This is a genomic window from Halococcus agarilyticus (assembly GCF_000334895.1).
Classification (GTDB): Archaea; Halobacteriota; Halobacteria; order Halobacteriales; family Halococcaceae; genus Halococcus; species Halococcus agarilyticus.
Genome location: NZ_BAFM01000013.1, coordinates 83,235 through 100,134, shown reverse-complemented (window position 1 = coordinate 100,134; position 16,900 = coordinate 83,235). Strand labels below are relative to the sequence as shown.

General features: G+C 67.1%; 21 protein-coding genes and 1 tRNA gene. 10 read left to right on the top strand and 12 right to left on the bottom strand.

Annotation, left to right across the window (positions count from 1 at the left end; translation table 11 throughout):
* Positions 1-55: 55 nt before the first annotated feature.
* Positions 56-1,759, top strand: coding sequence for a hydroxysqualene dehydroxylase (locus TX76_RS11660; RefSeq protein WP_049902663.1), 1,704 nt, complete (start codon positions 56-58; stop codon positions 1,757-1,759).
* Here the strand turns inward: TX76_RS11660 and TX76_RS11655 are convergent.
* Together TX76_RS11655 and TX76_RS11650 are read right to left on the bottom strand one after the other, a co-directional pair.
* Entirely contained in the window at positions 1,746-2,438 is a 693-nt protein-coding gene (locus tag TX76_RS11655; RefSeq protein ID WP_049902662.1) for a DsbA family oxidoreductase, read from the bottom strand. The two genes, TX76_RS11660 and TX76_RS11655, sit on opposite strands and share 14 nt — an antisense overlap.
* Positions 2,439-2,476: 38 nt before the next feature.
* Positions 2,477-3,067, bottom strand: coding sequence for a 50S ribosomal protein L15e (locus TX76_RS11650; protein WP_049902661.1), 591 nt, complete (start codon positions 3,065-3,067; stop codon positions 2,477-2,479).
* Positions 3,068-3,397: 330 nt separating this feature from the next.
* Between TX76_RS11650 and TX76_RS11645 the strand changes: the two genes are divergently transcribed.
* On the top strand, positions 3,398-3,589 hold the full coding sequence (locus TX76_RS11645) for a DUF1328 domain-containing protein (protein WP_049902660.1): 192 nt from the start codon (positions 3,398-3,400) through the stop codon (positions 3,587-3,589).
* 100 nt (positions 3,590-3,689) lie between these two features.
* Positions 3,690-4,142 carry a universal stress protein gene (locus tag TX76_RS11640; protein ID WP_049902659.1) on the top strand — a complete coding sequence of 151 codons (453 nt, stop codon included), beginning with the start codon at positions 3,690-3,692 and terminating at the stop codon, positions 4,140-4,142.
* A gap of 28 nt (positions 4,143-4,170) precedes the next feature.
* Here the strand turns inward: TX76_RS11640 and TX76_RS11635 are convergent, their stop codons facing one another.
* Both TX76_RS11635 and TX76_RS11630 read right to left on the bottom strand, forming a co-directional pair.
* Positions 4,171-5,376, bottom strand: a complete 1,206-nt coding sequence (locus TX76_RS11635) for an MFS transporter (RefSeq protein ID WP_049902658.1) — start codon at positions 5,374-5,376, stop codon at positions 4,171-4,173.
* Between the two features lie 215 nt (positions 5,377-5,591).
* Positions 5,592-6,506: a serine/threonine-protein kinase RIO2 gene (locus tag TX76_RS11630; RefSeq protein ID WP_049902657.1), complete on the bottom strand. Its 915-nt coding sequence runs from the start codon at positions 6,504-6,506 to the stop codon at positions 5,592-5,594.
* A gap of 136 nt (positions 6,507-6,642) precedes the next feature.
* Here TX76_RS11630 and TX76_RS11625 point away from each other — a divergent pair, with 136 nt between their 5' ends.
* Positions 6,643-7,455 carry a lipoate--protein ligase family protein gene (locus tag TX76_RS11625; protein WP_049902656.1) on the top strand — a complete coding sequence of 271 codons (813 nt, stop codon included), beginning with the start codon at positions 6,643-6,645 and terminating at the stop codon, positions 7,453-7,455.
* A 58-nt stretch (positions 7,456-7,513) separates the two neighbouring features.
* Here the strand turns inward: TX76_RS11625 and TX76_RS11620 are convergent, their stop codons facing one another.
* Positions 7,514-8,452 (bottom strand): alpha/beta hydrolase, encoded by a 939-nt coding sequence (locus TX76_RS11620; RefSeq protein WP_049902655.1) that lies wholly within the window; start codon positions 8,450-8,452, stop codon positions 7,514-7,516.
* Positions 8,453-8,560: 108 nt separating this feature from the next.
* Here TX76_RS11620 and TX76_RS11615 point away from each other — a divergent pair, with 108 nt between their 5' ends.
* On the top strand, positions 8,561-9,385 hold the full coding sequence (locus TX76_RS11615) for a deoxyribonuclease IV (RefSeq protein WP_049902654.1): 825 nt from the start codon (positions 8,561-8,563) through the stop codon (positions 9,383-9,385).
* A gap of 25 nt (positions 9,386-9,410) precedes the next feature.
* Here the strand turns inward: TX76_RS11615 and TX76_RS11610 are convergent, their stop codons facing one another.
* Positions 9,411-9,743, bottom strand: a complete 333-nt coding sequence (locus TX76_RS11610; protein ID WP_049902653.1) for a hypothetical protein — start codon at positions 9,741-9,743, stop codon at positions 9,411-9,413.
* Positions 9,744-9,828: 85 nt separating this feature from the next.
* Positions 9,829-10,482 carry a DUF7095 family protein gene (locus TX76_RS11605; RefSeq protein WP_049902652.1) on the bottom strand — a complete coding sequence of 218 codons (654 nt, stop codon included), beginning with the start codon at positions 10,480-10,482 and terminating at the stop codon, positions 9,829-9,831.
* A 397-nt stretch (positions 10,483-10,879) separates the two neighbouring features.
* Between TX76_RS11605 and ncsA the strand changes: the two genes are divergently transcribed.
* Positions 10,880-11,842, top strand: coding sequence for a tRNA 2-thiolation protein NcsA (ncsA, locus tag TX76_RS11600; protein WP_049902651.1), 963 nt, complete (start codon positions 10,880-10,882; stop codon positions 11,840-11,842).
* Between the two features lie 163 nt (positions 11,843-12,005).
* Here ncsA and ftsZ read toward each other — a convergent pair whose 3' ends face one another.
* The 3 genes from ftsZ to TX76_RS11585 all read right to left on the bottom strand — a co-directional run bounded on the left by ftsZ (position 12,006) and on the right by TX76_RS11585 (position 14,059).
* Complete coding sequence (gene ftsZ, locus TX76_RS11595; RefSeq protein WP_049902650.1) at positions 12,006-13,157, bottom strand: cell division protein FtsZ; 1,152 nt, start codon at positions 13,155-13,157, stop codon at positions 12,006-12,008.
* 2 nt (positions 13,158-13,159) lie between these two features.
* Positions 13,160-13,333 carry a ribbon-helix-helix domain-containing protein gene (locus tag TX76_RS11590; protein ID WP_006078891.1) on the bottom strand — a complete coding sequence of 58 codons (174 nt, stop codon included), beginning with the start codon at positions 13,331-13,333 and terminating at the stop codon, positions 13,160-13,162.
* A gap of 207 nt (positions 13,334-13,540) precedes the next feature.
* Complete coding sequence (locus TX76_RS11585) at positions 13,541-14,059, bottom strand: double zinc ribbon domain-containing protein (protein ID WP_049902649.1); 519 nt, start codon at positions 14,057-14,059, stop codon at positions 13,541-13,543.
* A 125-nt stretch (positions 14,060-14,184) separates the two neighbouring features.
* Here TX76_RS11585 and TX76_RS11580 point away from each other — a divergent pair.
* A tRNA-Tyr gene (locus TX76_RS11580) sits at positions 14,185-14,258 on the top strand.
* 492 nt (positions 14,259-14,750) lie between these two features.
* The gene (locus tag TX76_RS11575; protein ID WP_049902648.1) at positions 14,751-15,101 is read left to right on the top strand and encodes a DUF5789 family protein; all 351 of its coding nucleotides are present in this window, start codon (positions 14,751-14,753) and stop codon (positions 15,099-15,101) included.
* A 75-nt stretch (positions 15,102-15,176) separates the two neighbouring features.
* Here TX76_RS11575 and TX76_RS11570 read toward each other — a convergent pair whose 3' ends face one another.
* Positions 15,177-15,515, bottom strand: coding sequence for a cupin domain-containing protein (locus TX76_RS11570; RefSeq protein WP_049902647.1), 339 nt, complete (start codon positions 15,513-15,515; stop codon positions 15,177-15,179).
* A 61-nt stretch (positions 15,516-15,576) separates the two neighbouring features.
* Here TX76_RS11570 and TX76_RS11565 point away from each other — a divergent pair, with 61 nt between their 5' ends.
* Positions 15,577-16,098, top strand: a complete 522-nt coding sequence (locus tag TX76_RS11565) for a DUF5817 domain-containing protein (protein WP_049902646.1) — start codon at positions 15,577-15,579, stop codon at positions 16,096-16,098.
* A complete protein-coding gene (locus TX76_RS11560; protein WP_049902645.1) occupies positions 16,095-16,442 on the top strand; it encodes a hypothetical protein in 348 nt (115 codons plus the stop codon). The genes TX76_RS11565 and TX76_RS11560 overlap by 4 nt, the downstream gene beginning before the upstream one ends.
* 40 nt (positions 16,443-16,482) lie before the next feature.
* Here the strand turns inward: TX76_RS11560 and TX76_RS11555 are convergent, their stop codons facing one another.
* Positions 16,483-16,857 (bottom strand): hypothetical protein, encoded by a 375-nt coding sequence (locus TX76_RS11555; protein ID WP_049902644.1) that lies wholly within the window; start codon positions 16,855-16,857, stop codon positions 16,483-16,485.
* Between the last annotated feature and the right edge of the window lie 43 nt (positions 16,858-16,900).

Below are 16,900 nucleotides of genomic sequence, written 5' to 3'. Positions count from 1 at the left end.
TAACCGTCAACGCAACGTTTTACGGGCCGGCGATCCGTTATCGGACGAGTCACCAATGGGGAGTTCAACGACACCGACCGTTGCGGTGCTCGGCGGGGGCGTCGGCGGACTGAGCGCGGCCCAGGAACTCGGCGAACGCGGCCTCGACGTCACGGTGTACGAGGCCCGCGAACGCTTCGGCGGCAAGGCCCGTTCCATTCCGGTGCCCGGCTCCGCGACCGACGATCGGAAACCGCTGCCTGGCGAGCACGGCTTCCGCTTCTTCCCGGGATTTTACCGCCACCTCACCGACTCGATGAAGCGGATCCCCGACGGCGACAACCCCGAGGGCGTCTACGACAACCTCGAACCCACGACCCAGATGCTGATGGCCGAAACCGGCAAGCCGGAGGTGTTCCCGACCGAAACCCCGGAGTCGATCGCGGGCTGGCGACGGCTGCTCGGCAACCTCTTCGCGCGTGACCTCATCTCCGAGCGCGAGCAAGCCTTCTTCGCGAGTCGACTGCTCCAGTTCGCGACCTCGTGCGAGCACCGCCGGCGCGAGGAGTACGACAAGATCTCGTGGTGGGAGTTCATCGACGCCGAGAACATGTCGCCAGCGTACCAGAAGCGTCTCGGCTACGGCGTCACCCAGTCGCTGGTGGCGATGCGGCCCGAGAAGAGTTCGACGAGAACCATCGGTCGGATCTACCTCCAACTGTTCCGCGGGTTGGTCGATTCGACCGTCGACGCCGACTCGCTGCTCGACGGTCCGTCGAGCGAGGTCTGGATCGACCCCTGGACGACGTACCTCGACGATCTCGGGGTCTCGCTCCGTCCCGAAACCCCCGTCCGCGAGATCCACACCGACCGCGACCGGGTCACCGGCGCGACGATCGGCCGCGACGGCGATCTCGAACGGATCGCGGCGGACTACTACGTCGGTGCGGTCCCGGTCGAGGTGATGTGTGAGCTCCGGACGCCCGATCTCGTGGCGGCCGTCCCCTCGCTCTCCCGGCTCGACGGGCTCGACACCGCGTGGATGAACGGGATCCAGTTCTACCTCGCCGAGGATTCGACCGACGTCCACGGCCACGGGGTCTACCTCGACGCGCCGTGGTCGCTCACCTCGATCTCCCAGCGCCAGTTCTGGAGCGCGTTCGATCCCGACGACTACGGCGACGGCCGGGTGGAGGGGATCCTCTCGATCTGTATCTCGGATTGGAACTCGCCAGGCATGCTCTACGACAAGCCGGCCCGCGAGTGCACCGCGGCGGAGATCAAGGCCGAAGTGCTCGCCCAGCTCGACGACCACCTCGAAACCGGCAGTCTCGACGAGACCGACCTCGTGGACTGGTTTCTCGATCCCGCGATCGAGTTCGATTCGGACGGCGTCGTCGACGAGAACCGCGAACCGCTGCTGCTCAACACCGTCCGCTCGCTCCGCTACCGCCCCGACGCGCGGACGGCGGCCGAGAACTTCGTGCTCGCCGCCGACTACGTTCGCACGACGACGGATCTCGCCAGCATGGAGGGCGCGAACGAGGCCGCACGGCGCGCCACGAACGCGATCCTCGACGACGCGGGCGTCGACGCCGAACCGTGCGAGCTGTTCGACTTCGAAGAGCCCGCAGTCTTCGACGCCCCGAAGCGGCAGGACGAGATCGGCTATCGACTCGGGCAGGACCATCCCGGTGAGGCCGGACGGACGATCGCCCGTGCCGGGCGACGGCTCACTCCCCAGGTGCCGTCGATCGTGTCGTGGCTCAGCCCTCGATGAGTCGCCGGAGATGCTCGGGCGGGACGGCCCCGCGAGCGGCGTGGCCCCCGTAGGCGAACGTCGGGACGCCCGTGACGCCCGTCTGCTGGGCCTCCCGGAATCGCTCTTCGAGCGCCGCCTCGCGCTCGGGATCGTCGATCGCCGCCCGGAGCGCGTCAACGTCGATCTCCGCCCCCTCGTCGTCGGTCGGTCCGTCGCCAGCGTCGATGTCGGCTGCGATCTCGGCCAGCACGTCGGGATCGCCGATGTCGCGCTCGTCCTGCCAGAGTGCGTCGAACACCCGTTCGTGGAACGCCGCGAACGCCTCGGGATACTCCTCCCGAACGAACAGCGCCGCCTGCTGGGCGTGCTTCGAATCGACGTCCTCGGCGATCTCGAGGCTCATCTCGACGTCGTACTCCTCCTGAAGCCGCCGGACGTTCTCCCTGGCCTGCTCGTAATACTCGTCGTCCTTGCCGCTGTCGGCGGTCGGGTCGATCTCGCCGTCCGGCCCGCGCTCGCGGCTCCGGAGGTCGAAGGGATGCCACTCGACGTCGAGGGGGTCGTCGCGCCCCTCGCGGTACTGCTCCAGCGAGGCCTCTCCGAGGTAACAGAACGGGCAGACGTAGTCGGCGTACATCGTCAGCGTGTCGGCGTTCGGGTCGGCGCTGGCGTCGCTTGCGGCGGTGTCGTGGCTCATCGAGGGCAGTACGCACTCGCGAGTAAAGAGTGGTCGGCTTACTTCCCGCGACCCTTGCCGCCGTGGACGCTCGGACGGGTGTGTTCCGTGCCCTTCCCCTTCGTGCCGAGCCCGCGTCCCTGCTTGCCGGCGCTCGTCAGCCCGCGGAACGCCCGGCCGCGCTGGTCGTCGGCACAGATCCAGTTCAGGTCGTCGTCGTTCTCGATCGCGGGATGTTCGGGGTCGACGAGGATCGCCTCGAACCACTTCTGGCTGCCGTCCTCACCGACCGGGTAGGAGTTCAACACTCTGAGATTCGTGAACTTCCGGCTGGATCGCTCCTCCGCGATCCGCTGGATCGACTTCCGGCGGGTGACTTTGTTGACACCCTGGCGCTTCGTCCGCCGGCCCGCGTCGTGGCGCTGCTTTCGGGCCGTGCCCTTCCGGACCGCGATCCGGGCCAGGACGATCCCCTGTTTGGCCTTGTAGCCGAGCGAGCGCGCCCGATCGAGACGGGTGGGACGGTCGATCCGCTCGATCGCGCCCTGGTCGCGCCACTCCTGGAGGCGCTGCCACTGGAGCTGTTCGTGCATCTCGTTGTCCGCGTCGTGCCACGCGTCGCCGATGTGGGAGTAGAAACTTCGTGCCATGTGTTGTCTGCGGGCGTTGGTGGTTCAGCCGCGTGGCCCGATGGACCACGCTGGCCACATTCCGACCTGCAATGCGAACATCGCACGCAGGTGCCCGCCGGTGCCCGCCCGGCGAGTCACCGGAACTCCGCCAGTGGCGCTGTTAAGGGCTTCGAAACATCCTCCATCGACCCGGTCCGCCGCCGTCGGCTTTTATACGACCGGCGGACGCAAGCCTCGGGTTGAACGACCGGGGAGACGGTTGCTCCAGCGTAATGCAACTGACCTGTCCGACGGCAGCCATTCGATCCGAGACGCTTGCACAGGGGCCACAGGGAGGGAAGGCCTGAGATGCTCGCGACGCTCACCGGGACGGCGCTCCAGCTCGGCGGCGGGTTCATCGAGCTCGCGATCCTGTTTCTCGTGCTCGCGGTCGTCGCGTACGTGCTCGGCGCACAGGGGATCGCGGGCCTCTCGATGGAGATCGCGCGGATCCTCGTCGTCATCTTCATCATCCTCGCGATCGTCTCCTTCGTCATCTGATCGCCGGATCGCGATCGGAGCGGGTTTCGACCCGCTTCGCACCGAAGACGAGCGCCCAATCCTGCCGACAGTATTTGTGGGGTGTCGACGTAGGAGGCGTATGTACGAGACCGTCCTGATCCCGACCGACGGCAGCGACCACGCGCGCCAGGCGGCCGAGCGCGGCTTCGACCTCGCGGCGACGTACGGTGCGGCCGTTCGGATCGTCCACGTCATCGAGGACCCCGACAGCGGGGTGACGGTCCACGAGTACGACGAGGGGATCCGCGACGACATGGAGCGCACCGGCGAGGGCTACGTCGACGATCTCGTGTCGGCGGCCGAAGAGCGCGATATCGCAGCCACGGGCGAGGTCCGCCACGGCGCGGCCCACGAGGAGATCCTCGCTGCGGCCGACGACCACGCTGCCGACCTGATCGTGATGGCCACCCACGGGCGCACCGGCCTCGAAGGGCTCGTCCTCGGCAGCGTCGCCGAGCGCGTCGTCCGACTCGCCTCGGTCTCCGTCCTCGTCGCTCGACCGGACGGCGAGTCCCCGCCAAACGACGAGTGACCCGACGATCGCCGACGAGCCGATCGTCTCAATCCGCCGTCCGCACCGTCGGTTCGTCGGTGCTCGCCGGTGTCTCCCACCGGTAGATCACGGCGGCACTGGCGAGAAAGCCGCCGCCGAGCAGCGCGGTCGTCGGGATCGGGGCCGTGAGATCGGCGATCCAGCCCACCACCGGCCGGAGGGGGAGGCGAACCACGGCGTACACCAGCGAGGCGGCGCTGAGCACCGTCGCCCGACCGAGCGTCTCGACGTGGTCGTTGATGTAGCCGCTCACGATCGGTCGGAGCACCGCCTGGCTCGACTTCATCCCGAAGAACAGCGGGAACGCAGCGAGCGGGACGAACGCGGGCACCACGAAGAGAATCGCGGTCGCCACCGGCACGACCAACACGGCCCCGCGGGTCGAGAGCCGGTCCTCGATGTCGCCGGCGAAGTAGCTCGCGATCGCAGCGATCACGGTGAACCCTGCGTACAGTGGTCCGAGTCCGGTCTCGGGGAGTCCGAGAGTACGCGTCGCGATCGGCTGGATGAACTCGTCGGCCGCGCTGATGATCGCGAAGAACAGCGCCACGTAGAGGACCAGGGATCGAAGCGGCGGTGCGGTCAGTCGCTCACGGACGATCGGCAACGCGTCGAGCACCGTCAGGTCGTCCTCGTCGGGATCGGTCCCCATCCGTGGAAACGAGAGCACCACCGGAATCGATAGTGCGAGGAGGAGCGCGCCAGCGATGAACGGGAGCCGATGGTCGATACTGTACAGCCCACCGGCAGTCAGCATCGTCGCCGCACTCACCCACTGGTTGACCGACCCGCCGCGCCCGCGAACCCGGGTGTACTCGCCCTCGTCGAGACGGGTTTCGAGCGCGTCGTAGAGCCACGCGTCCGCACTCCCCGACTGAAACGCACCACCGAGTCCCCAGAGCACCCACAGCACCGCGAAGCCCCAGAAGGTGTGCACCACGACGAACCCGAGTAGCGAGACGACGAGGAGGACCGTCCCGATCACGAGACTGTTGCGTCGTCCGAGTCGATCCCCGACGTACCCGGTCGGCACTTCACCGACCACGGTCGCCCCGGCCGAGAGGCTCGACAGCAGCCCGATCTCGGTGTACGAGAGCCCCCGCGAGAGCAAAAACAGCGTGAACACCGGCCAGAAAAAGCCGAACGTCATCGTCGCCTGGTAGATGTAATACTTCAGCACCAGTCGTGAGGGGAGCCGTCCCCCGATTCTCATCGTTCCACCCGATCCGCGAGGAGGGTCGGTTGCACGGTCGATCGCTCGGCCGGTTCGAACAAAACCGTTCGCTGATGCGAATTAACGTAACTATTCTGTCGCTATCGGAGGCGTCGTCGGAGCACTGGTGATGTCGTGAGGCGGGCGACGAGCAGCGAACTCGGTCGACCGTGATCGGATGGATCACCGACCGATTCGATATACCAAAGCAGAGTTTATCGAGGGGCTACGTCGTCGATCGATTCGAACTCCGCATCGGCGATCGCGCCCGCGATCGCGTCGCTATCGGGCGTTTCTGCCGTTCGCCGCGGGTACTTCCGACGAAAGTACCCGAGGACGTTCTCGACGTCACGCACGAGGAACTCGACGGCGTTCGCGTGGTCGATCGGGACCGCCTGGGGCCAGTCGAAGACGCAGACCCCGTCGCTGGCGACGAAGACGTTGTACTCGCTCATGTCGGCGTGGACGTAGCCCGCGTCGAACGCGCGCGCGATCTCCCGAAGCACGAGGTCACAGACGCCGAGCACCTGGTCGTCGTCGAGATCGGCCCTCGACAGCTCGACGCCGTCGATCCGCTCCATCACGATCGCGTGGCGGTTGTGGTCGACCGGCCGCGGCACCGAGACGTCGGGGTAGAGGGCTTCGAGGGCGTCGTACTCGCGTTCGGCGGCCTTCCGCGCGGTGTAGAGCCACGAGACGTGATCGCGGTCGGCGGTGTACTCGCGTTCTTTCATCACCTCCCGGAAGTTGGTGTAGCCCTCGCGGTGGAACTTGAGCGCGAACGGGGTGTAGGACTGGACCTCGTAGACATCGCTTTCCTTCCCGACGCCGAGGGGTGCGCCGACGCCCTCGATGGTGCCCCGTTCGGCGAACGTGTGGAGCGCGAGCGCGTCGTACCCCTCGAAAGTGAGTTTGTAGCCCTCGTACTGCATCGTCCGGCGTTCGAGCAGTCCGCGGTCTGCACACCGGTCCAGGCGATAGTCGACGTTCTCGGCGGTGAGATTGGCGAACTCCGGTAGTTTTCCCCGGTTGACCCACTCGCTGAAGCGCATCCCCTGCTCGACGCCCGAGAGGAGGTGGAAATCCTCGGGTTCGAGCGCGGCCATCTCGCTCGCGACGTTGCGGACCATCGCTCTCACGTACCCTCGCGACGGGCAAAAGCATCGCGCGTGAGCGCTCGCAGCCCCAATAAATCACATACGACGATACCGAATTCGTGGCGATCGTTCTCCCAACCGCTTTGTTCCGCCGACGTGTCCGGCTGGTATGGCCGACATCGCCGATCGGGAGTGGCGGCTGATCCGCGAGGACCGGCGGCAGGGCGCGATGAACATGGCGCTCGACGAGATCGCCGCCGAAACCGCCGCCGAGGGCGGTCCGCGCACGCTCCGAGTCTACCGCTGGGCTCCCGCGACGCTCTCGCTCGGCTACCATCAGGACCCCGCGACGGTGGATTGGGCGTTCTGCGAGCGCGAGGGGATCGACGTGGTTCGACGGCCGACCGGCGGCGGCGCGATCTATCACGACACCCACGCCGACGTCTCTTACTCGATCGTCGCGCCCGCCGACGAACTTCCAGGCGATCTGATGGACACGTACGAACGCCTCTGCGAGCCACTCTTTTCGGGGTTCGAGCGACTCGGGATCTCAGCAGCGTTCGCGGACGAGGAGCGTCCTGCGCTGTTCGAGCCGGCATGCTATCTGCGCGCGCTCCATCCGGCCCACGACGTCGTGGTCGACGACCGGAAGATCAGCGGGAACGCCCAGTACCGTCGGCGCGACAGCGTGATCCAGCACGGTTCGGTCATGTTCGACGACGCATCTGACCGTCACCTCGCGGCGTTCGACGATCCGCCGGTCACCGCCGAGCGGTTCCGCGAGCGGGTGACGACCGTCCGCGAGCACGCGGACGTGGATCGAGAGGCAGCCGTCGAGGCGTTCGAGGAATCACTCGCCGCGTGGGCCGACGCCGAGGTCGGCGAGTGGACCGGCGACGAACTCGATCGTGCTCGCGAGCGCGCCCGCGAGAAGTACGACGCTCCGGCGTGGAACCGCGAACGCGAGGATCCGACCCCGTGAACCGGTCGACACGGCGTGGGGGATCTTACCGCTGTCCACCCGACGCAGCGTCCGTCCGCTACGACGAGAACGCGTCCGTGAGGCCGGCGGCCGCATCGGAGAGCGCCTCGGTCGCGCGATCGATCGCCCCGGGCATGTTGACGAAGCCGTGGATCATGTCCTCGTAGTTGTCGTACCGAACGGGGACGCCGTCCCCGACGAGCCGCTCCGCGTACGCCGTCCCGCCGTCCCGGAGCGGGTCGAAGCCCGCCGTGATGACGGTCGCCGACGGCACGCCGGACAGGTCGCAGGCGTTGACCGGGTCGGCGTACGGGTTCCGTCGGTGGAGCTCGCTGCCGAAATAGCAGTCGCGAAACCACTCCAAGTCCTCTCTGGCGAGGACCTTCCCGGCGTGGCTCTCGACCGACGCCTGGCCGTCCTCGATCCCGATCCCGGGATAGAACAGGACCTGGTGGTCGATCGCCGGGCCGTCCCGTTCGGCGGCCATCAGCGCGGCGACGGCCGCGAGCGTGCCACCCGCGCTGTCGCCGGCGACCGCCAGCCGTCCGTCGCCTCCCACCACGCCCGGATTCGCCGCCGCCCACTCGGTCGCCCGGTAGGCGTCCTCGACCGCCGCCGGGAACGGGTGTTCGGGCGCGAGTCGGTAGTCGACCGCCAGCACCACGCACCCGCTCTCGCGCGTGAGATGCCGACAGAGCAGGTCGTGACTCGCGAGGCTCCCGGTCACGAACCCGCCGCCGTGAAAGAAGACGACCGTCGGGAACGGGCCGTCGCCCCGCGGCCGGTAGCTCCGGATCGGGAGATCGCCGGCCGGGCCGGGGATCGTCCGATCGGTCGTGTCGCCGACGACCGGCGGGTTCCTGTTCCGGAACCAGTCCGTGACGCGGTTGAGCAGTCGGAGCTGACGAACCCCGCGCTCGTGGAGCGGCACCACCCCGAGTCTCCGCTGGCGATCGAGAACGGCTGCGGCCTGGGGGTGGACTGCCTCGGCTTCCATACTCCGTGATCGACCTCTCGACGGAAATACGCACGGGCGGTCGGGTCGACCCCCGACGTGGAGGGTCGGGTTCGAAGCCCCTTTGTCCGCCGACAGCGAGGCCGGACCATGCGCGTCGGAGCACACGTCTCGGTCGCCGGCGGCGTCGACAACGCCGTCGGCCGCGAGGTCGACGTCGGTGGGAACTGCGGCCAGATATTCACGACCTCACCCCAGGTCTGGGCGGGGCCCGACATCGCCGAGGACGAAGCCGCCGCGTTCCGCGAGTCGAGCGCCGACCTCGGGCCGTGGGTGATCCACGCCTCGTATCTCGTCAACCTCGCCACGCCGAAAGAGGATCTCCGCGAGAAGTCGATCCGGAGCCTCCAGGCCGAGTGCGACGCCGCCGATCGATTGGGAATCGAGTACGTCAACGTCCATCTCGGCGCACACACCGGTGCAGGGGTCGAGTCGGGTCTCGACAACGCCGCGAGCGCCGTCGACGAACTCGATATCCCCGCCGACGTCACCCTCCTGATCGAGAGCGACGCCGGCAGCGGGACCAAACTGGGTGGTGAGTTCGCCCACCTCGCAGGTATCCTCGATCGCGCCGACGCGGAGCTCGGCACCTGCCTCGACACCGCCCACGCCTTCGCCGCCGGGTACGACCTCTCGACACCTGGGGCGGTCGAGGACGTGATCGCGGAGTTCGATAGGACTGTGGGCCTCGATACCCTCCACTGCATCCACCTCAACGACTCGAAGCACGGCTGTGGCACCAACAAGGACGAGCACGCCCACATCGGCGAGGGCGAGATCGGTGACGACGGAATGCGTGCGATCGTCACCCACGACGCGATCGGCGAGCTGCCGTTCGTCCTCGAAACACCGACCGAGGACGGCCGCGGCTTCGCGTGGAACGTCGACCGCGTTCGAGAACTGCGCGGGGAGTGAGGTCAGCCGTCTTCGTCGCCGTCCGTTAGCCGTCTTCGTCGCCGCCACCTTCACCGTCTTCGCCACCCCCACCGTCTTCTCCATTTTCTCCGCCCTCGCCGCCGTTTTCTCCACCGTCCTGTCCACCTTCACCGCCGTCGCCTTCCTGCCCTCCTTCTCCATCTTCGCCGCCTCCACCGCTCTCCCCTCCTTCACCACCGTCGCCACCCTCTCCACCTTCTCCTCCCTCGCCGTCGCCGCCACCTTCACCCTCTTCGCCGCCACCGAGACCGATCTCCGAACAGCCCGCGAGGCCGAGCGCCGCCGCGGTTCCCGAGAGCGCTACTACCCGTCGTCGCGTCATCGTACGATCGCGCATGTCACCGATGGATCACCGGCGGCACGATAGGCGTTTTCGTTGCCAGTGCACCGTGCCGGCTCGATCGGGCTGCCGACGCGGGAGTTCAGACCACGTCGCCGCGGACGGTCGCGCCCGTCTGGCGCTCGCGGTAGCCCCGCACCGCGTCGGCAGCCCGCTCGGCCTCGTCCTCTGCGATGCCGACCATCGAGAGCGCCCCGGCGAGGGTGGGGAAGACGAACTCGCCGTTGCGCAACTTCTCGAAGGCCTCCGTCGAGCGCTGGCCGTCGAGCCAGAGACACGCCCCGCGCGGGTCGAGGATCTGCTCGTAGTTCTCGCGCGCCATCGCGCCCTTCAGTCGCTGGGTCACGTTGTCCTCGAAGCTCGCGTTGCAGACTTCGAGGTGGATCGGTTCGCCCTCCCCGACGAGGTGGGCCGCGAGGCACTTCTCGGGAGCGGCGTACCCGTTGGGGTTCGCGCGGATGAACTCGGGGTGTTCGTCGGCCCACTCGGCGCTCACCGTCTTGCCGATTCCCTCGACGCCGTGCGATTCGCGGAACTCCGCTTCCCGCTCGTCGTCGCCGTGAAAGAGCAGGTCCTTCGTGAGGTAGATGTCGAGGCGCTCGACGGGATCGAGGCCGAGCACGAGGTCGCCGTACACCCAGATCTCGCGGATCGGGACGGGCATGGTCTCGGACGCGACCGTCTCGACGAGGCGCTCGATCCGGTCGACGGCCTCGGCGCGGGCGAACTCGGTCATGGAGAGGGTAGCCGCCCGTGATGGAAAACGGTTTCCGGACATGGATTCTCGATCCCGGATCTCCAGGGGCGGTTGGCGCGCGGGAGTGCGTGAGCGGTGCGAGCGAAGCGAGCACCGCAAGCGAACGGGGAGGGACGACCCGTGAGCGCGAAGCGCACGACTCGCGCGAGGGATGAGCGACGTGAGCGAAGTGAACGAAGCGAGCGAATCGGTTGGGGAGGGTGTGGTGGTCGTGGTGCGGTGACGGAGCGAGCAAGTAATCGAACCGTGAACGAGGCCGTAGGCCGAGTGAGCGGGTGTTTTTAGTCCAGGTTTTTACAAGGACCCTGAGCGAACGGGGACGCAGTAAAAAAAGTGGAGGCGAAACCGTCATACCCCGAAACCCACAGTTCACGATATGGACTGCACCAAGTGCGACCGCGAGGCGGTGCTGCACGCGGCGTACTCGGGCGCGCATCTCTGCGAGCGCCACCTTCGCGCGTCGGTCGAGAAGCGGGTCCGCCGACGAATCCGCGAGGACGGCCTCATCGGCGACGACGCCACCCCCGAGAATCCCGAAACGTGGCTGCTCGGGCTCTCCGGGGGCAAGGACAGCGTCGTGCTCGGCTCGATCCTCGCCGAAACGTTCGCCGAGGACCCCAGGATCGAGCTGGTCGCGCTCACGATCCACGAGGGGATCGAGGGCTACCGTGACGAGAGCCTCGACGCCGCGACCCAATTCGCCGACGATCACGAGATTCCCCACGAAGTCGTCACCTACGCCGACGAGTTCGCCCTCGAAATGGATCGCGTGGTCGAGAAGGACCCCGAGAACATGGCCGCCTGCGCGTACTGTGGGGTCTTCCGGCGCGAGCTGCTCGCCGAGTACGCCGCGGCGTACGGTGCCGACAAGCTCCTGACGGGCCACAATCTCGACGACGAGGCCCAGACCGCGATGATGAACGTCCTCGAAGGCGACGTCGCCCAGATGGCGAAACACTTCGATGCGAGCCTCGGCCCCTTCCCCGAACGGTCCGAGTCCACGGAGTTCGTCCCCCGAGCGAAGCCGCTCCGTGACGTCCCGGAAAAGGAGGTCGCGCTCTACGCCCACCTCGCCGACCTCCCGGTCCACATGGCGGAGTGTCCTCACTCCAGCGAGGCGTACCGCGGCGAGATTCAACAACTCCTGTTCGATCTCGAAGAGCGCCATCCCGGCACCCGTCACTCGATCATGGCGGGCTACGAGGAGTTCGCCAAGTTGGCTGCCGAGGCCTACCGTGGCGATGGCCCGGACCTCGGCGAATGCGAACGCTGTGGCGGCACCACCACGCGCGAGATCTGCCGGACGTGCCAGCTCACCGAGGCAGTCCACGCGGCGTAATCGTCGGTGTACTACACGGGATCACGACCGGTCGTATCAGAACAATTTCCGTGATCGTTTCTATCGAAAACGCCGCCCGAGCAGCCGATAGTTATATACAGAATTCATACACATATCGTATTCGATAGCAACGGACCGTGTGGATGGAGGGCCGAAGCGCAGCTCAGCGGATGACGTCGAGATCGTCGTGGGGAGCGTGGTCCGGCACGTCGCGGCCGCCGTCGCTCTCGGCGTAGCTCGTGTCGAACGGTTCGGCCGCGAGCGCTTCGCGCGACCGATCGGCCTGCTGTTGGGCGTCGGGACCGAGGACCTGCGCGCTCTGGACGCCGGTCATGATCGCCATCACGCGGACCTTCCCCTTGTACTCCTCGCGGATGCGCGAGCCCCAGATGACGTTCGCGCTGGGTTCGAGCTGGCCGGTGATGCGTTCGGCGATCGCCTCGGCCTCCTTCAGGGTGAGATCGGGACCGCCGGTGATGTGGACCAACCCGCCGGACGCGCCCCGATAATCGACGTCGAGGAGGGGGTGGCTCATCGCGTCCTTCACGACTTCTTCAGTTTTGTTCTTGTCCTGGGTCTCGCCGACCAGCATGACCGCCACACCGCCCTGGTTCATGATCGAGGTCATGTCGGCGTAGTCGAGGTTGATCAGCGAGGGCTGGGTGATGGTCTCGGCGATCCCCTTCACCGTCTCCGCGATGAGCTGGTCCATCACCGAGAACGCCTTCCCGACCGGGAGGTTCGGCACGTAGTCGAGCAGGCGGTTGTTGTCGAGCACGATGATCGAGTCGGCCTCGTTGCGGAGCTCTTCGAGGCCCTCCTCGGCCTTCACAGTACGAGCGCGCTCGACGTTGAACGGCGTCGAGACCATCCCGACCACGATCGCACCCTCGTCGCTCGCGATCTTCGAGACCACCGGGGCCGCGCCGGTGCCGGTGCCGCCGCCCATCCCCGCGGTGACGAACACGAGGTCCGCCCCGGAGAGCACCTCGCGGATGGTGGACTGGGCCATCTCTGTCGCGCGCTCGCCCATCTCGGGATCGCCGCCCGCACCGAGCCCCTGGGTGAGCGACTTCCCGACCAGGATCCGGGTGTCGGCCCGGATCATCTGGAGATGCTGCTTGTCGGTGTTGATCGCGATGGTCTCGGCACCCTCGACCTCGATGTTGTGGAGCCGGTTGACGGTGTTGTTGCCCGCACCGCCACAGCCGACCACCACGATCCGGGGATCGCCGAACTCGTCGAGGTCGGACTCGTCACGCCGCTGTTGTTCCTTCTCGGCGTTTTCGAGCGCCGATTCCACGATGTCCTGCATCGTCAGGCCCTCGCGAACGGCCGCTTGGTCGGGGGTTCGTCCCGACCCTCCTCGGCGACCATCTCTCTGACCGCCGCCCGGATCGCCTCGCTACGATTCGGGTACTCGCCGTGTTCGACCATCTGTTCGACCTCCGCGATCTGCTGTTTCGGGATCCGTAGTGTCACACGCTCCATGGGTGGGTTCTCCTTTGGGGGACGACCGCGCGTCTTACACGCCGAAACCGCACGACGGGGACACCATCGACACCGACCGGCGCTGGTGTAAGACGGCCGTCTTACGCAGACGTATGCAATCAGCCCAGGTGTAATAAAACTTCCGGCCAGCGTAAGACAGACGTTCGAATCAGGGCGTAAACGACGGTTCGACGGCTGAAACAGCGTTTACGCGCCGTCGAGCACGTCCGCGGCGGGGGTACGACGGCCACAGCTCGGGCAGAACGCCCAGTCCGAACGGAGTTCGTCGCCGCAGTCACAGAACACTCGGTGTGTCGCCTTCTCCCCGCAGTTCGGGCAGTAGACGTGCTCTGGGCCGACATCTTCACCACACTGCGCGCACGTTTTACGCGCGTCCGAGCCCGTTTGCACGTCCGGCTCGGCCTCGGCGGTCTCCGTCTTACGCTCTGACCCGTCGGGTCCGTCCCTGTCCACGGACGCGCCCTCGAGCGCGATGTTTACGTTGATGTCCTGGGGACTCGACGGCGTAAACGCGCCGTCGAGGCGCTCCTCGACGATCGCGTCGACGCGCCGTCCCACGAGATCGTCGAGGCTCTCGGTTTCGGTGTCCCGCGCGCTCTCGAGGTAGCTCCGGAGCGCCTCGCGCATCGCCTCGCTCTTCGAGGCGTCGAGCGACTCGAGCTCGTCGATGAGCTCGTCGTCGGCGCGGAACGTGATTTTGCTCATCCGTCGTGCGACCGCACGATACGTGGCTACTTGAATCTTCCCGGCCGTCAGACGGTACGTCCTCGCGTGTCGGACAGCAGCGGGATGGCAATTCTTAAGTTCGACAGTCGGGTTTGTCAGCATGTCCGCCCTTAGCTCAGACTGGTAGAGCAGTCGACTGTAGATCGACTTGTCCCCCGTTCAAATCGGGGAGGGCGGACTGCTTCTCCGCGAGCCAACGGCGAGCGGGAAGCACGTCCAACCGACACGATTTGAGCACGGAAGTCGCAGCGCGCGAGCGAAGCGAGCGCGACCGTCTTCCGGAGTTCAAATCGGGGAGGGCAGACGTTCTCACCCCTTGCTTCGGTCGCTCGCTCCGCTCGCAAAATCTGGACCAAAAGCCGTCGTCACCCCCTTCGGGGGTTCCTCGGCCCGCTCGCTCACGGTGCGATCACTGGCACTACCGCTCTAGCACCGCGCCGTGACAGCCACTCCCTCCCCAACCAATTCGCTCGCTTCCTTCGATCGCTCGCTCATCCACCGTCAGAGCGAAGTCGTTCGGGAGAGTGAAGCTCTCCCGTGATGACGAAAATCTTTGATTTTCGAACCACCCTCCCTCCGGTCGCGCCGCGCTCCGCTCCCGCGCACCAACCGCTACTGAGGTTGCAGTCGCCGGTGGGATGCTTTTTGGTCCGCGTGTCTTACGGGGTGTATGCCGAGCGACGACCGAACCGACGAGCGCGCACGCGACCGCCAGCACGAACGCGCCGAACACGTCGAGAACATCCTCGACGAGGTCGAGACCGACGTTCGCGACCGGAAGTACCCCGTCAGAAGCGAGGAGCTCGCCACCGAGTACGCCGACCAGCCGCTCGACCTCCCGAACGAGACCGAGTCGATGGGGAGCGCCTTCGATCGTCTCGACGAGGAGTACGACTCACCCGAGGAGGTCCGGGAGTCGCTCTACGACGAACTCTCCGGCGAGGCTGGCGGACCCAACGAGTACAACGACGAGCGCGACCTATCGGCGCTCGACGAGGCCGAGGAGTCAGACACCGCGTAGCGGCCGACCGCTCTTTCACTCCGATGGCGACGCTCGAACGGCGACCGCTAAGCGCGTCGCCTCGCGCCCGAGACGCTACTCCATCCAGTCGGGGCGTGGCCTCGGCGGGCTGAAACATTCGACGCCCCGCACCACCATATCCCCACGGTTCTCGACCGCATGGGTCTCCTCGGCGGGGATGGCGTACGACCCCTCTGGTCCGACCTCGTGCTCCTCGTCGTCGAGAACGAACGTCGCGTGGCCCGCGAACAGGTAGCCCGCCTGTTCGTGGTGGTGGCTGTGTGCCGGGACGGTTGCACCGGGTTCGATCGTGAACGCCTGGACGTTCATCGCCTCGGCGCTCGCGAGCACCGCGACCGAGACCCCGTCGGTCGCTTCGATCGTCTCGCGCTCGGCCGTGGAAACGGTTTCCATGCCCACTCCACGCGCCTCGCGTACCTAAACTTTCAACCGATCGCGGACCCGACGGAGGGGTATGTACGCGGTGGTCGGCTGCGGCGAGTGCAGCGCGCTGTGGGTGGTCGAGGGACGCCCCGAGACGACGTCCTGCCCCTCGTGTGGCGCGCGCCACGGGTACCCGAAGCTCACGAAGTTCGCCGAGACCGACACCGCCGACGCCGCGCGCGAGGCCCGCACCGCGCTGCTCGCCGACCGCAGCGACCACGCCCCCGACGATCTCGACTCGTTCACGACCCTCGAAACCCGCACCGAGAACGAACGGATGGACGAGACGACGTACCTCCGGGAATCCGGCCTCGACGCCGAGGCAGTCACCGACGCGGGCGAGGGCGCGACGAGCGGAGCAGCATCCGGAACCACGAGCCGGCTCGACACCGTTCGGAGCGCCATCGACGAACTCGACGAGCCAGGCGAGGAGGCAGTCATCGCGTACGCGACCGCGCACGACGTGCCCGCCGAGTTCGCCGAGCGCGCACTCGAACGGCTGGTCCGCCAGGGCGAGGCGAGCCGGACCGACGGCGCGTACCGACTCCTGTGACGGGCGAGCGCGACATCGATCCCGCGCCGCTCGCGGTCGGCGCGCTGGTCGGGCTCGCTGGCATACTCTTCCTCCTCGAACCCGTCGTCGATCCGATTCCGATCTTCGGGACCCCGACCCCGCCGTTCGTCCTCTCCGGCGCGCTTCTGACTGTTGGGTTCGGGCTCGGCGCGGCGGTGTACCTTCGGCGTGGCCGCCAGCTGATCGGACTCGCCCACGCGATCGGCGCGGGCGGATTCGGACTGCTGGTCGGCGCGACCGCGCTCGGCAGCGGTGCGGTGTTGGTCGCTGGTGTCGCGGTGCTCGCCGGTGGCTGTGCGTTTCTCGTGGGGCAGATGCGATAGAAGGGGCCCGTCGTTCGTCGATCCGATCGTGAAGCGGAAGCTACGGGTCGTTGGACGCGTAGTCGACCGGGACGATGTGTTCGGCCTCGTCGCGGTCGGCGTTGAGATCGACTTCGTTCTTCAGTGCCGGTCGAACCTCCGAGCCGAGGCGCTCACCGAGTGCCTCGATCGCTTCGTCGTCGAGATCGGCGTCAGGATCGGGAAGATCGAGGTCGTCGCCGACGAAGCGCTCGGGGCGGATGTCGACGCCTTCGTCGGACTGTTCGAACCCGTCCTCGTGGACGAAGAGATCCGCCTCGCCGTCGGGATCGACCCGGATCACCGGCTCGCCCATCGCGTCGGCTTCGAGGAACTTCTGCTGGAGGGCGGTCACGACCAGGTCCGGCTCGGCACGCACGCGCTCGATCTCGCTCATGGCTGCCGTTCGCGCTCGCGGGTTATGTCGGCACCGGTACGGC